This window comes from Bdellovibrio sp. MYbb2 (assembly GCF_056175685.1).
In genome coordinates this window covers 2,004,188-2,019,494 of sequence record NZ_JBJKJI010000001.1, presented here as the reverse complement: position 1 = coordinate 2,019,494, position 15,307 = coordinate 2,004,188, and the positions used below count along the sequence as shown (strand labels likewise).

The window sequence follows — 15,307 nt, the reverse complement described above, 5'->3', positions numbered from 1 at the left end:
GGTTCCCTTTTTTTATTTCTGAATGTGTTGCTGAATTATTTCACCCAAAGTTCCACACGCGGAACACCGATAGAGCCTGCGCCCGTCACCGCATCTGATGCCGGAATCCCCGACGGAGTTCCATAGGTCGCACTTGCCAGCATTCCCACCGCATAGAACCAGTTCGAATGCCCGACCGAGCCTTCAGCCAGCGCCGATGTCATGGCCCCGTTATATTCAAGACCGCCCCAATAGTTGGTGGTTGATTCCACAGTCACTGCCGTGTAGCCAGCAATCGCCTGCGAAGTGAAGTTGCTGGTCTGAGTCCACCAGTTACGAATTGAACTGCCCGAACCCGGCCAGTTGATTCGAAGCTCCAGTTTACCCGAACGATAGAAACCACCCACGCGTCCCATGATGGAATAACGACCCGCCTGAGGTGCGCCTGAATTATAACTGAGTGCCTCTGCCGTGCTGGCAAACAGACCATCGGAAAAATTGTGATTCAGGATGCGTGTCCAGCCGCCACCATCTGTGGTCATGTCACAGTAAACCGGAATCGCACCGCCACCACCAGGGTTGATTGTGTATAATCCTGATCCGATGGATGCCCCGGCATCCAGAATGGCTTTGCAGGAATTGTAAGTCGTGTATGTGTCATCTTCCTTGATCCAAAGATTCACTTCCGCCACGCCAGCACCAGTTCCCAGAACTGCACCCGCAGAAGGAATACCTGCGGGCGTTCCATAAGCAACCGTGGATCCGATCGCGTACCACCAGTCCGGATACTGTACCGAACCATCCAGCAAAGAGTTATTATTGTTCACCGGACCGTGAGCCCCGTTCCCCAACTCCAAACCACCCCAACGATCAGTAATGGCCGTTGCCATGATCGGCACCCAGCCCGCAACTACAACGTCGTTCAAAGGATTTGTCGTTTGCAGCCAGATATTCTTATAAGCTGAATAGCCCGGCCAGGTCTGACGGAAGCGATACTTTCCGTTCGTCACAAAATCAGGAATCTTCGTTAGTTGAGAGTAAAGATTTCCCGTCGGGGCACCGGTATTTTTCGACTGAGCATCTGTCGTACTGGCAAAATATCCACCGGCAATATTGTGGCGGAAGATCCGTGTCCAGCCACCCCCATCAGTCGTCATGTCACAATACGCTGAATAGGATCCATTTGCACCGGTACCATCGGAATCAATCGTGTAAAGCCCGTCCGCCGGGCTTCCCATCAGATCTTTGATCTCTTTGCAGGATTTTGGGTAACACTGGGTCGCGACAATAAACGCCGGCTTTGAGGCTCCGACAAACGTGGTCCATTCCGTCGATGTTTTTGTGGGCACAAAAAGATCACTGCTGGCGTGGTTGTTGGTAACAATGTAACAGGACCCTTGCGAAGAAACGTAAGGCAGATAAAGCCGTGTCGAGCCCCCGACCGGAATACGATAGCCTTCACTGAGAGTGTTTATTCCCAGCACAAATGGCACCATCATAATCATCAAGGCAATTCGCATTTTCATGTCTGTCCACGTCCCGTCTTAGCGAAGATAGAATTTAAAATTACACGCGTTACCCTTGCCACTGTAACACACTTCCGTCGCTTTATACGATGGCACAATGCCTTCGTTACCTGAATTGAAGGCGATGTTAAAGGCATCCGAAGCACTGTAATTGTCATTGGCAGTTTGTCCCGCACAGCCGGCCGTCCGGCTGGTGTGACGAAGGTTCCCGGCACACTTGGTGCTGTTATAATTCCAGTTTCCGCCGGCCAAATCAATGATCGCAGCGCCCCCATTGTATGATGGAGACACAAACATGGCATCCGTCGTGTTCACGGCAATTGAAAATGCCTCGACATTCACCGACGCCTGCTGAGACGCCATCACGTGTTTACCAGCCGCGGCCAGGTTGTAGGTGTTCACAAAAAAATCATTCGGCGTGGTGCCAGTCACCGCACCATTGGAATATGCCACCAACGTCCATCCGCCACCGGATGTCGTCATATCACAGTAAACATCATAGGGTGCAGTGGCCCCGGCGCCATCAATGTCAATCGTATACAGTCCGTCGCCCTTGGAGGCTCCGGCTGCCAGGATCGCCTTACAGGAATTATAAACCGCGTGGGTGTCATCGTCCTTCATCCACAGATTCACTTCGGCGACACCGTGGCTGGTTCCCAGCATTTCAGACGCGGGAATACCCACCGGTGTCGTGCCCCAGGACACATACGCCCCCACAGCATAATACCAGTTGGCATGATTGACAGAACCTTCGATATAAGCCGACGTCTGCGCCGGCCCGTGGGCACCGTTACCCAATTCAAGACCACCCCAATAGTTGGTATATCCCTGAACAAAAACTGTTTTATATCCTGCCACCACCACATCCGCAGTGGGATTGGTCGTCTGGAACCAGATGTTTTTCAGGTCTTCCCCAGGCCAGGTCAGGCGGAACTGGTATTTGTTCCCGGCAGTTTTAAAATGATCGATTTTATTTAGAATAGAATACAGGTCCGCCGTCGGAGCCGTCGTATTTTTACTGCTGGCGTCCGTGGCATCGGCAAAATACCCGCCTGCGATATTGTGTTTGAACACGCGAGTCCATCCGCCACCATCAGTGGTCATGTCGCAGTAAACCGGATACGGAGAACTTCCCGTGGGATCGACGTAATAAATGCCGTCCCCTTCGGAACCATTGTTGTTCAAAATATCCAAACAGGATCCACATTTAGTCAAAGAGACATTTGTGAGGGTGGCTGCACGGAATGCCGTCCATTCGGCAGCTGTTTTAGTGGGAACAAAAAAGTCCTTGTCCGCCGTGGCATTTACCACTTTCTTACAGACGCTATGAGCATTGATGGCCTTGGTCGTGCCACGATTCACCCGGTGACCGGTGTCCTGGGTGTTCAGTGCCACCAGCAACGGTGACACGGCTAGAATAAGAATGATCTTTCCAATGATCTTCACAGTCTTATTTTCCGTTCAGCAGAGCTTTTTCAAGACGCTCCAGACGTGCTTTCAAATCCTGATTTTCCTGTTCCAGTTTTTTCAAACGACTGTCGGAAGATTCATTCACGCTGGCCAAACCACGAGACACCTGGGCAATCTGCCCCTGACAAAGCTCTTTGTCTTGCAGGCGCTCGGCGTGTTCCTGTTTCAGGGCCTCGACCAAAACCGCCACGATGTTGCCGTATTGAACGGCTTTATAGCCAGACTGTTTGTCGGTGCGCACCAGCTCAGGATAAACCGCTTCCACTTCCTGGGCGATGAAACCCATGGTCTTTTCGCCGTTGTTTTTCCAGACGAAGTTCACCCCGCGAAGTTTCAGAACGTTTTCCAGTGCCATCGGCAAAGTCACAACGTCTTTTTTCAGGCGCGCATCGGAAGTATACAGATACGAAGCGGCTTTGACGTTGCCATTGACTTCCAAAGCCTCGCTTGGCGCCGTGGTGTTGATACCGAAGAAACCTGTCGTCAGAATGGTCATTTTGGCCGTATTGCTCACACCGATTTGCATCGAAGTTGCCACGCTGTTAGTGATACTTTTACCGACCGTGACTGTGTTGCCGGCGGAAACAATGTTGTCACGGCCCAAAACTACGGCGTTGCCCGAGTTGTTATTCACTGTATTACTGCGTCCGAACAAATCCAGAGCGATACTGAAGTTAAACAAACTGGTCGTAATGGCATTGTTCGAGCCAATAATGTTCATTACCGAAGCATTACCACCGCCAGAGTTCGTGATCGAGTTGGAGGCTCCAATGACATAGTTACTGGCGTCAGTAAACGTGGTATTCCCCGAACCAATGATCCCCGCTCCATTTACGTGTAAATGTGTGATCGGAGAGCTGACGCCAATACCCAGCTTACCTGCGGACGAGAGACGCATTTTTTCCGCGTTGCTGGTGTCAAAGATGATATTACCGGCAACTCCATTACTGATAAACAAATCATCCGAAGCCCCATCGCTATAGCCCACGGTCCCTTTCCAGGTGCCATTGCGAAGCATGTCGATGGAAGGAATACCCGACGCCACTGTATCCAGAATCAAAGGAGCCTGAGCCGCAGATGTCGTCTTGATGGCGATTTTGGCATTGGCATCCGGAGCCTGCCCCACGCCCACATTACCTGTGGTGTCGACTGTGATACGAGTCGTACCCCCGGTTTCAAACTGCAGGCTTTGTGCATCGTTGGTACCGACTGTGGCTGCAGCACCAAAGCTGTTACCACCATTAACTAGAGCACTTGGGAAGTTGGCAGCACCGACGGCAATCGTCTGGCAAAGGAACGTGTCTGTGGCCGCATTATAATACATGGTTTGAGAAGTCGTACATGCCGAGTTTGCAAACACTCCGCCAAAGGGTGTGATCGTCGAACGGATGTCACCCACTTGCAGGAAGGACGGAGCGTACTGAGTGGTGCCATTATAACGAAGCACCTGACCAGCGGCCGTCGGCGCCGTCGCACTGACCGCTGTGCTTTGAACTTTTGTCACGGTGAAAGCACCCGCATTGGTCATGGTCACATCACCACTTGGTGCCACGGCTGTCGCCACGTTGGAAACGTTACCCACGCGGATATTCCCCGAGGTCAAAGTCGCTGAAAGTTTATTATTAAAGGTCGTCCAGTCCGCAGAAGCCAAATAACCATTCTGAGTTCCATTGGCCACTTGAATGCCAATATTTGGAGCTGCCGCCGTACCAGAATTCACAATCGGTGAAGTCACCGCCACACCCGACGTCACCGCCGGTGATGTCCAGGAAAGATTTCCAGAAGCATCCGTGGTCAGGACCTGATTGGCTGAACCCACCGCTGCCGGGAATCTAAGAACATAAGAAGTCGTCACCGTGTTCGGTGCCTGCAAAGTTACGGTGTTTGCACCCGTGTCCCGTAAAACCGCAGAACCCAAACTTGCCGCTCCGGCAGCAAAGTTACCGGATCCATCACGTTTTACAATGGCGCTGGCTGTATTCAGATTTGTCGCCGCATTTGCAGCCACCGTCGCGGAATTCACGTTCGCTGCTGTTGAGCCACCGACAGAATTCACTGTCGCACCGACCGTGCCATTACCGGAAGCGGTCACATCCCCCGTCAAAGCCGCAATCGTACCACCGGCCCCAGCCGAGGAAGCAATCGCCACCCAGGCCCCTGAGTTATATTGATAGATAACTTTCGTATCAGCGGCGAAATAAATCGCCCCGGCTGCCGGACTTGCAGGCTTGGCGGCGTCGTTACCTGACTGAATGCTTGGCGAACCTCCGGCGTTCCCCACAAGAACTGTCGAATTCAAGGTGGCTGCAGAGCCCAACCCCAGATTAGTACGGGCTGTGGCGGCTGTTGCAGTCAGCTCACTTAAATTGTTTGCAGGATTCAGCGGGGTGAAGCCCAGCGCATTTTGTTTTCCATTAAAAGTGTTCCAGTCCGCTGAAGACAAATAACCGTTTGTCGTCGTGTTCGCTTGAGAAATCGAGATCACCGGGGTCGTCGTGCCTGTCGCCACAGAAATCGGCGCAGTGCCGGTCACATTCGTCACGGTACCGCCCGCATTACTGTCAGCCGCGGCATACCAGCTGGTGCCATTGAATTTCAAAACCTGATTGTTCGTCGGTGCCACTGTGAAATCCAGCGGGTAACCTTTAATCTGGGCAACAACCGTCGCGCCTTGAGTGCCCGTCACATCACCAGCAAGACTTCCCAGGAAGTTCGTCGCTTGAGTTGCAGACCCCACAGCCAATGAAGATTGATTTGTACACTGCCAGCCCAAAGCCACAGACCAGGTCAGTAATTGATTGGCACCACAAGAAAGCGGCGCCAGCGTCGCCCCCGTTGAAGAATCCGTCATCACCAGACGACTGATTCCAGGGTTTGCAAAAAGCTTTTCCGTAGTCACTGCACCCGCAGCAATTTTAGGTGTTGTCACCGTATTGTCAGCAAGGCCAGGATTTGGATATGTACCCGTCAAAGCCCCACCCGCAGCCCCATTGGGCGCACGAGAATCAGTGAAACGCGCATCATTACCCGCAGCCACAGTGCCCGCCACCGTGCCCACGTTCAAGGTGATCAACGGTGTGACCGTGTCAGCAGAAACTGTCAGATAAGGGTTGCTGCCCGCAGAAGCTGCCACGGACTGAACCGTACCGCCGCTGGCACCAGAAACACCCGCACAACCAAATTCCTTGGTCGCGGCATTCCAGGTCAGGAAGCTGCCAGCACCGCAATCAGCACCCGCATTGACTTCGGTCTTCATCACAAAGTCAGTTGCCACATGCGAACCCAACGTCGCCGCGGAAGAAGCAAAACCTGCGAAAGGAACGGTGCGAATTTCATTGTCCGGAGAAATCGTCTGCCATTGGGAACCATCATGGAATTTCACACGCAGGAAGCGGCCATCAGTCAGACCCGGATTGTAAGGTGAACCCCCGTCACACACGAAGGGATTGCCGTTGTTAAACGCATCCAGGATCGTGAAGGTCGGAGCCCCAGGGTAACTGTGCGAAGATCCGATCTTGACGTCGAACACCCCGCCTGAGTTTGTCATGTCGATGTGATTCAGTTGTTCCCGGTAAAGAACGCAGACCTTGTTCGGCGCCAGAATTTCAAACTGGAAGGCGACCGCGTTGTATTCCAGCGGTGCTCCGCTGCTTTTAACGATGCGTCCTTGATAAGTCAGCGCCGCCGGGCTGGCATAAGCCACCGTTGTTAAAAGGCTAACAAAGAAAAGTGCCGTTAACGTTCCGTAGTTTTTCATACGAAACGTATCGGCATTTATAATCCAACTCTAAATTACATTCACAAAATCCTAGGAAGATCTCGCTATTTACGAACCTTTGTTACATATTTCAGCACATTTCAGTCTCAAGGTGAGACACAAACCCCGACTTAAATTGAGAATCAACCTAGTCCATCGACGGGGCTTCAACATGAACGGTGTAAGGCTTTTCAACCGCCGGACGGCGAAGAGCCTGTCGCAAAGTGGGATGCAAAGTCTTGCTAAGCGCTGTCAGGGTGACTGGTTTTCGCAACTTCACCGACTTCATGATGGCTTCAATCACCATCAAATCCAGCACTCCTTCTGTGGCATTGGGTTCAGGATGTTTTTTATTGATCAGGCAGTCGGAAAAATACACGATCTCAGGCCCGAACTGATCGCTCTTTTTGAATTTGTATTTACGGGTGGCGGCGTTCACCCGGCTGAAATACAAAGTCATATCGTCAAAGTATTCATAGGCATTTTCCAGGCGCAGGCACCCGGTTGTTCCCACCACATCAAAGGCCGCCTGATGCTGACCACTGAAGCTGCAGATGAAAGTCGCCATTCGGCCCCCGGAAAACTTCATCACCACGGACAGCATTTCATCCACTTCTTTGGAACGCTGATCGAATCCCTGATTGGCAAAAGCAAAAACCTCTTCCGGCAGTTCACCAAAGAAACCGCGGACGGCGTTAATACAATAGATGCCGATGTCGTAAAGCGGGCCTCCGCCCTTGGTGCGACTGGTGCGCACATTCCCCTCCTTCACACGCATGCTAAAAACAGTGTTGAAAAAGCGAACTTCCCCGATCTGGCCAGATTTGGCAATTTCGATGGCTTTTAAATTGGCGCGCTGAAAATGCAGACGGTAAGCCGTCATCAAACGGCTGCCGGTCTTTTCACTGACCTGGGCCATGATCTTGGCATCATCCACCGACATGGCCAAAGGTTTTTCACACAGAACGTGAACTCCGGCCTGCATGGCTTCCACCGCAAAGCGCGCGTGCATGTCATTGGGAAGCGAAATATAAACCGCATCGATCAGCCCGGAATAAAGCATCTTGCGATAGTCAGAATAATCAAAGGTGTAATCGACGTTGTATTCTTTGGAAAGCTTCTGAAGTTTGACTTCGTCGCCCGACACCAAGGCCACTAGCTCCGAATTGGCGGTGGACTGAGTAAATCCAGGCAAAACTGCATTCTGAGCAATATGCCCCAGACCCACCACCGCGTATCGAATTTTTTCACTTTGTTTTACGGCCACCGAAAACCTCCTTTAGGGATCACATCCCGAAATTCTAAAAGGCTTTCGCTGCCATAAAAACAACAAGGCCCCCGGGTTTGCCAAGAAACCAGGGGGCCTTGTGTTTATCCGCAAAAATCTGAAATTACACCAGACTTTCTTCGATCTCTTCCTGTGAAAATTCCGTGGGACGACGAATGGATTTCACTTCGCCCGCAGAAATCTCAACGATCTGATCACAGTCCGCAATCGTTCCCAAACGGTGAGCAATGATCAACATCGTCACACCCGCAAAGGATGTACGAATGACTTTTTGCAAAAGAGCATCCGTCTGCACATCCACGCTGGCGGTGGCTTCATCCATCACGATCACCCGCGCCTTGGTTAGCAAAGCTCTTGCCAGACACAGCAACTGACGCTGTCCCTGACTTAAGTTCAAGCCACCTTCGGCCACCGTCGAGTTCATGCCTTCAGGCAGGCTTTGTACATATTCCCACATGGAAGCATGCCTCAACGCGCCCGTGACCTCGTCATCTGAATACTCGTTGTAACGATCCAGATTGTTTCGGATCGTTCCCATAAACAGAGTCGGATCCTGCGGAATGATCGCCAGACTGCGACGCAGTTTTTCCAGCGGCACACTGGCGGTGTTCACGCCGTCAATACTGATGCTGCCTTCTTCCGCCTCAATAAAGCGGAACAAGGACTGGAAGAACGTGCTTTTTCCCGAGCCCGTACGACCGATGATACCCACGCGGCTTCCCGCCTCGACTTTGAAAGTGATTCCTTTCAATACCTGCGGCAGATGGCTCGCATAGCGCACCTTCAAGCCTTCAACGGAAATCTCGCCAAACTCGGGCCATGTCGGGCGCAGCGGTTCAGGCAAAGGTTTCAGTACAGACACTTCACCCGGCAGGTTCGAGAAGAACTTCAGACGTTCAATCGAAGTCATGCGCGATTCAATATCGGCAAAGATACGAACGCCCCAGTTCAGGAACCCCCAGAACGACAGCGAGTACAACGTCACCAGACCCGCCGTTCCGGCATCCATCACGCCATAATATGCCGACAAACTGACACCCACGGCCGTGGCCATGGAAATCAAGCCCCCGACCAGAGGAATGCGCGATGAGAACCAGCGGTTGATCATATAGTGCGAATAAAACATGCGATTGCTGTGCGAAAGTTTCGCATAGAAATTCTGCATGAACCACGGCGCCTTGTTAAAGCTGCGAATGACCACCAGGCCCTGAAGGCTTTCCTTAAAGTGGGCGTAACGTGGCGATCTGGCGACACTGTCAAAGCGCTTCACTTCACGAGCCGGACGGCGATAATCCCGTTGCAGCACATAGTAAAGAACCATCACCGGAACAATCACAAACGCCATCAAAGGGATCAGGCCCAGAATAAGCACGATCGACACAATCACCTGCAACGCACAGTGAACGGCTGAATCAAAGCTCCATTGCAGGTACACATCCACCGATTCCACATCTCGCGAAAAACGCTGAATAATACGCCCCACCGGAGTCGAATCAAAGAAGCGCACCGGGGAACTCAAAACACTTTTCAGCATCTTATCGTGCATGTTCTTGCCGGCGCGAATACCGCGATCCAGCCAGAACAGATGATTCAGCAATGAACCCACCAGAACCATCACACCAATCAGTCCGTAAATCCCGATGGCGGTCAAAGCCAGCCACTCGGTCTGATGTCCGGAATAATAAGACAGCCAGGCTTTCTGCGCCAAGGGCAGAACCGTCACGCCGGTAGCACCCAATAACAGCGTCGCCAGAATCAAAGGCTTGGTGTATTTGCCATCACCCCCCAGGGAACTAATATAGTCCCAGTATACAGAGCCCTTCACCGCCCCCACTTCACGATCCTCGTCTTCCGTCACGCGGGTGGTTTTGGCTTCCAGCTCTTCATTGAGGGAGGCTGTTTCCTGAGCCGTGTCTGCCGGTCGGGATTCATGCTCTTCGCCCTGGGTTTTGCCGTGCTCTTTATAGAACTCTGCAAACGGCGCACAAGATTTCACCAGTTCTGCGAAAGTACCTTGCCCCTGCACACGTCCGTGCTGGATATAAATCACTTGATCAAACTGCGCCAAATGTTCCAGTCGGTGCGTCACCACAATGCGGGTCACATCCTTCCACGCGCCAAAAATCAGACGCTCACAAAGCAGATTTTCCGTATCGGCATCCACCGCTGACAACGGGTCGTCCAAAAGCACGATCTGTGGTTTACGCAAAAACGCACGGGCCAAAGCCACACGCTGTTTCTGCCCACCGGACAGATTCACGCCTTTTTCACCGATCTCGGTGCGAAGTCCCCCGGACCATTCCTTCAGGTCCCGGCTTAAACAGCTGTTGTGCAAAGCACGACGAAGCTCTTCTTTGGAAACCTCTTCACCGAACTGCAAGTTTTCCAGCAGTGATGTATTAACGATATAAGCTTCCTGAGGCACATAGGCCATGCGCGGACGTTCCGGCATTTCCGGTGTAAAATGCAACGCACCTTCACGCGGAGCCACTTCCCCCAACAAGGACATCAACAGCGAGCTTTTCCCCGCCCCGACCGGTCCAACAATGGCCAATGAGCTTCCCGCCGGAACATTCACGTTCACATCGTGAAGCACGTCAGAAACCGCCCCGTCATGACGAAGGCTCAGGTGCTGCAGGTGCAGCCCCACGGCCGCGCCATCGGTGCGTTCTTCGGTGGAGATTTCAACTTCATCCTCGTTCAGGTATTCCAGGATACGACGAGCACCCACTTTGGCATTGGTCGCACGGGAAATCAGTCGCGACAAATCACCAAACGGACCTTCCAGCAAACCAAACAAAGAAATACAGGTGAAAATCACCGCGGCATCCAGCTTTTCCCCGCGCCAGGCATGCACCGCCAAAGCGACAAACAAAACCAGTGTGGATACTGCCAGATAACCCAGGCTTGAAACCACTTCCGCTTTCGCCAAACGACGACGGCTGGTCAGTTCCTTTTCACGAACTTCAGTCACTTCTTTGGCAACACTTTTTTCCCAGGCAAAGTATTTCACCACGCGGATCGCATTCATCGCCTGAGTCATCAGGGTCACACGACGGTCGCGGTGTTCCATCATCTCTTCATCAAGATGGGTGAACTTTTTTGCCACGTAATTGGTTAGTGGCGCCAAAGTGAAAAGCACTGCCAGGGCCGCCAGTGCGGACCAGCCGATATAATAGAACAGCATCGCCACCACACCGACGATCAGGAAGCTTGCCGAAATCAGATCCCCGAATACCAATGGGAAGTCCGACACGTTGTCACTGTCCGTGCTCATGTGGTTGACGATATCGCCGACCTGATTTTTCTGGCGCGCCTTCTGACTGAGCTTCAAACTGTGTTTGAACAGACGCTCATTCAAAATATTCGTAGCGACCTGATAGGCCTTCAAAGAATTGAAGAAATAGTGCTGCATGCAAAGACCGGAAAGGAATCCACACAGCCCCAGCGCCACACCATAAATCAATGCCGTCGGCAAAGTTTCGGCCGTCACTCCGGCAGAAATAGTCCCAACAAAGCGATTCACAAACACCGGCGACAGCAGGGCCAGCACCGAGCTTGCCAGATACCACGTGTAAGAAGGTCTGGTGAAATCACGCAAAGCGCGGATCAAAGAAAACAGCAAAGCCCTTGGGGACTTCCAGCTGATTTCCTGCATATCAACCTTAATATGCTGAGGATGCAGTTCTGGTGGCAGAGCCAGCAGATCACTTTCCTCGATATTTTTCGTTTTCGCTAACTTCACCAGGGGCGTGACATCAGTGAACAACAAACGTCTGAAAAAATTCATAACGAATCCATAACTGCCCTAAATGGGCGTAAAAACAGTCAAATATTTAATTGTGCAGAAGAATAAGATCCGTTCTTAAATGAACAAGTGACCTTAGAACTGTGACAGAAGAAGGCCCAACATTGAATTCAATGAGCTGATATTCATCATAATCATGTGGTCCTCCTCTCGTGTGAGATGTTTTAAAGCCTAACCAAAGAAAAAGGGCTTGTCTAGCCCCCTCCTAAAATAAAAACCAAAGGATCTTATTTTGATCCCAGAGGTAGCGTAAAGTAAAAGACTGATCCATGGCCGATTTCACTGGTAACTCCAATAGTTCCGCCCATTTTCTCGACCAGCTGTTTGCTGATACTCAAACCCAGTCCGGTACCGCCGAAGCGCCGCGTGATCGATGAATCCCCTTGTGAAAAACGTGTAAAGAGCCCCTGCATTTGATCTGGCGCCATGCCAATGCCCGTGTCCTTCACACCGACCCACAATTGATCATCGCTCACCTTCATCTGCACTCTGACTTCCCCGTGGGTGGTGAACTTCAAACCGTTGCCGATCAGATTGATCAGCACCTGCTGAAAGCGTGAGGCATCCCCGTTAATCTTCTCGGGCACCTGCGGGTCGATATCCAATTTCAGATCCAGTTTCTTTTCCACGGCCTTGATCATCAGAATTTCAAAAGCCCGGCGGACGGATTCCCGTACGTTGAACGGAACTTTTTCAATCACCATCAAGCCGGACTCAATTTTGGAAATATCCAGAATATCATTAATCAAATTCAACAGGTTCGAGGAAGCCCGGGTCAGAATTGTCACAAACTGGCGCTGATCAGGGCTTAACTCTGTATCCAGCAACAATTCGGACATCCCCATGATTGAATTCATCGGGGTGCGAATTTCATGACTCATATTTGCCAGAAACTCGGATTTGGCGCGGGTTCCGGCTTCGGCGGCCTCTTTGGCAGTTTCCAGCTCTTGCTGGTAACGATGAAGTTCGGTGATGTCGGTGGACACCCCGGCAATGGCAATCAGATGGTCCCCTTCATCACGCAGCGGGAACTTTTCTGACAGATAATATCTTTGCGAGCCATCCACGAAAGTCAGACTTTCTTCATAGCTGCGCGGGCGCTGTTCTGCGATCAGCTGACTGTCGGAATCAGAAAAACGTTTTGCGTCTTCAACACCGAAAATTTCCTGGTCTGTTCTGCCAACCAGATCCGCACTGAGTTTTCCCACCAGCTGTTCAAACGTGGGACTGACCAGCAGATAACGACCGCCCAAGTCCTTGACGTACACAATGGCTGGCGACGACTGCAAAAACATCTTCAACAGGAACTGTTGATAGCGCAGCTCTTTTTCAAAGCTGCGTTTTTGCGCGACATCATACATCAGACCATAAATCTGAACGATCTGCCCTTCTTGGCGCAAAGCTGTTCCCATCACTCGCGCTGGGAACACCCGCCCTTTGCCCGACCGAACCAGAACCTCGATATCATAATCTGTTCCGTGCTCCATCAGACGCTGATGGGTTTCGATCATCAGGGCGCGGTCTTTTTCCGCGATCATTTCAAAACCGCGCAAACGATCCAGATCGTAGGTTTGCGGATCCACCTCGAAAATGTCGTAAAGAGCGCGGGACCAGAAATGCCGGCCCGTAAGAACATCCATGCTCCAGGTTCCAATGGGACCTTCGGCGTTGGCCTGACCAGATATTTCGGTAAAGATTTTTTGTGGACTCGTGTCCTTCGCCACACAAAGAGCATCGTTGCCTGTCGGATCGTACTGATAGTTCCAGGAAAGAAACTTGTATTGGCCGTCCTTGCAACGATAACGCAAAAGGAAGTTTCGAATCACTTCGCCTTTTTGAATCTTGTCGTAACGACTGACAATGCTTTTGATATCGTCCGGATGGATGAGGTCGCTGAAGCGCATTTGCATCAGCTCTTCGGTGGACCATCCCAGCACTTCAGACCAAACATGATTCAGTTTCGTCGGACGCCAGTCTTCTCCAAAGACACCAACCATGTCATTGGACAATTCAAAGAGAGCGTCGTAACGGGATTCCATTGAGAAATCTTAACAGGGTAAAAAACAAAAAAGCCACCTCATAATAAGATGGCTTCCCAAGTTAGGACCTCTGAATTTCAGTGTCTATAACATCCATAAACAAATCACCGCCACCGCCGTAGGCACCAGGGCTGCAATCAGCAGGTTCAATGGCTTAATACCACCTGGGAACTTATGGCTTAAGATGGAATACCCCGCTGCGTTCGGCGCATTGGCAATAATCGTAAGTCCACCCCCGGCGATGGCACCTGCGACCAGTGCGTATTTGCTGGCATCAGTTAGCCCTTCGACCTGTGACCCCAGATACGTCAGTGCCGCATTATCGGTGATAGCAGTCAAACCCACCGCACCTTTGAACAACAAAAGATCACTCATACTGCCCAGCAAGGGAGCCAGCCACCATTTCTGGAACGCACCAAACTGAATGATACCACCCAGGAACATTGCCACCAGCAGACTTTCCTTCAAGCGCAAAGAATCCTGATAACGCTGAGTCACCGCCGCCACGCCCAGGAACAGCAGGAAGATTCCCATAAAGGCATTCTGATAGTGGGCCGTCACCACAATCCCCGTCAGAAACAACAAATGAACCAGTGTCACCGGCACCGGGATCGCCGCCTGCGAACCAGCCAGACGAGTTTCCACTTCACGCAAAGTGATGCAGCCTTCGGTCAGCTGTTTGCGGAAGACCGCAATCAAAAGAACCGTGTTGATCACAACCGCAATCGCACTTTTCCATCCGAAATGAGACATGACAAAAGCAAAGTCCCAGTTCCACTTACCGGCCACCATCAAAATCGGAGGTGCTGCAAACGGAGTCAGCGCACCGCCAATGGAAATATTCACGAACAGCACGGCAATAAGCCCGTAAATCAGTTTGCTGCTTTCTTTTTGCAGCATCGAGTTCAGCATAAATGCCGTCACGGTCATTGCCGCAGGCTCGGTGATGAAACTGCCGCTCAAAGGCCCCAGAATCAGCACGACAAAAATATCCGTCAGAACCGCTGGCGTGCGAAAGACTTTTTGAATCAAAGATGAAATGAACAAAATACCTTTGCGTCCCGCCGCCAGAACCGGCCGTGTTGAACACACAACCATGATGGCAAAAATAAAGAACGGCTCAATAAAGTTCAGCTTGCTCTGATAATCCAGTGCGGTTGTCCAACCCTCCAGACTGATAAAAATCGCCATGAAGATGGCAGCCCAGATGGCAAACACCGCCTCGATTTCACCTAATAGATGAAGAAAATTGCTCCACAATGAATCTTTGGGAAAGTGATGGGACCAGGCCAAGATACGCCCCACCATGAAGGTGTGAATGACCGCCAGTGCAAACAAAATAGTTCCGATGAGTTCAATCGTTGTGTATGTCATTCAGACATACTACACAGAGACAAAAACCCGTGCCAAACAGAACCGGAAAAACCCGGTGCGATTTTG

General features: G+C 51.5%; 7 protein-coding genes. All 7 read right to left on the bottom strand.

The genetic code is table 11. The features are described 5' to 3' along the window. Nucleotides 1–35 precede the first annotated feature (35 nt). On the bottom strand, nt 36–1,505 hold the full coding sequence (locus AC04MQ_RS09755; RefSeq protein WP_015091622.1) for a fibrinogen-like YCDxxxxGGGW domain-containing protein: 1,470 nt from the start codon (nt 1,503–1,505) through the stop codon (nt 36–38). 18 nt (nt 1,506–1,523) lie between these two features. After that, a complete protein-coding gene (locus AC04MQ_RS09750; protein WP_015091623.1) occupies nt 1,524–2,951 on the bottom strand; it encodes a fibrinogen-like YCDxxxxGGGW domain-containing protein in 1,428 nt (475 codons plus the stop codon). Between the two features lie 4 nt (nt 2,952–2,955). Then, complete coding sequence (locus AC04MQ_RS09745) at nt 2,956–6,732, bottom strand: tail fiber domain-containing protein (protein WP_475391980.1); 3,777 nt, start codon at nt 6,730–6,732, stop codon at nt 2,956–2,958. Nucleotides 6,733–6,880: 148 nt separating this feature from the next. Then, nucleotides 6,881–7,999, bottom strand: coding sequence for a Gfo/Idh/MocA family protein (locus tag AC04MQ_RS09740; protein ID WP_015091625.1), 1,119 nt, complete (start codon nt 7,997–7,999; stop codon nt 6,881–6,883). Nucleotides 8,000–8,123: 124 nt separating this feature from the next. After that, nucleotides 8,124–11,810 (bottom strand): ABC transporter transmembrane domain-containing protein, encoded by a 3,687-nt coding sequence (locus AC04MQ_RS09735; RefSeq protein ID WP_475391979.1) that lies wholly within the window; start codon nt 11,808–11,810, stop codon nt 8,124–8,126. Between the two features lie 245 nt (nt 11,811–12,055). Next, the gene (locus tag AC04MQ_RS09730; protein ID WP_475391978.1) at nt 12,056–13,867 is read right to left on the bottom strand and encodes a PAS domain-containing protein; all 1,812 of its coding nucleotides are present in this window, start codon (nt 13,865–13,867) and stop codon (nt 12,056–12,058) included. An 84-nt stretch (nt 13,868–13,951) separates the two neighbouring features. Then, the gene (locus AC04MQ_RS09725; RefSeq protein ID WP_015091628.1) at nt 13,952–15,241 is read right to left on the bottom strand and encodes a putative Na+/H+ antiporter; all 1,290 of its coding nucleotides are present in this window, start codon (nt 15,239–15,241) and stop codon (nt 13,952–13,954) included. Between the last annotated feature and the right edge of the window lie 66 nt (nt 15,242–15,307).

Excerpts from the sequence above, each read along its gene's own strand:
- AC04MQ_RS09755 (WP_015091622.1), bottom strand. The coding sequence starts at position 1,505 with ATGAAAATGCGAATTGCCTTGATGATTATGATGGTGCCATTTGTGCTG.
- AC04MQ_RS09745 (WP_475391980.1), bottom strand. The coding sequence starts at position 6,732 with ATGAAAAACTACGGAACGTTAACGGCACTTTTCTTTGTTAGCCTTTTA.
- AC04MQ_RS09735 (WP_475391979.1), bottom strand. The coding sequence starts at position 11,810 with ATGAATTTTTTCAGACGTTTGTTGTTCACTGATGTCACGCCCCTGGTG.
- AC04MQ_RS09730 (WP_475391978.1), bottom strand. The coding sequence starts at position 13,867 with ATGGAATCCCGTTACGACGCTCTCTTTGAATTGTCCAATGACATGGTT.
- AC04MQ_RS09725 (WP_015091628.1), bottom strand. The coding sequence starts at position 15,241 with ATGACATACACAACGATTGAACTCATCGGAACTATTTTGTTTGCACTG.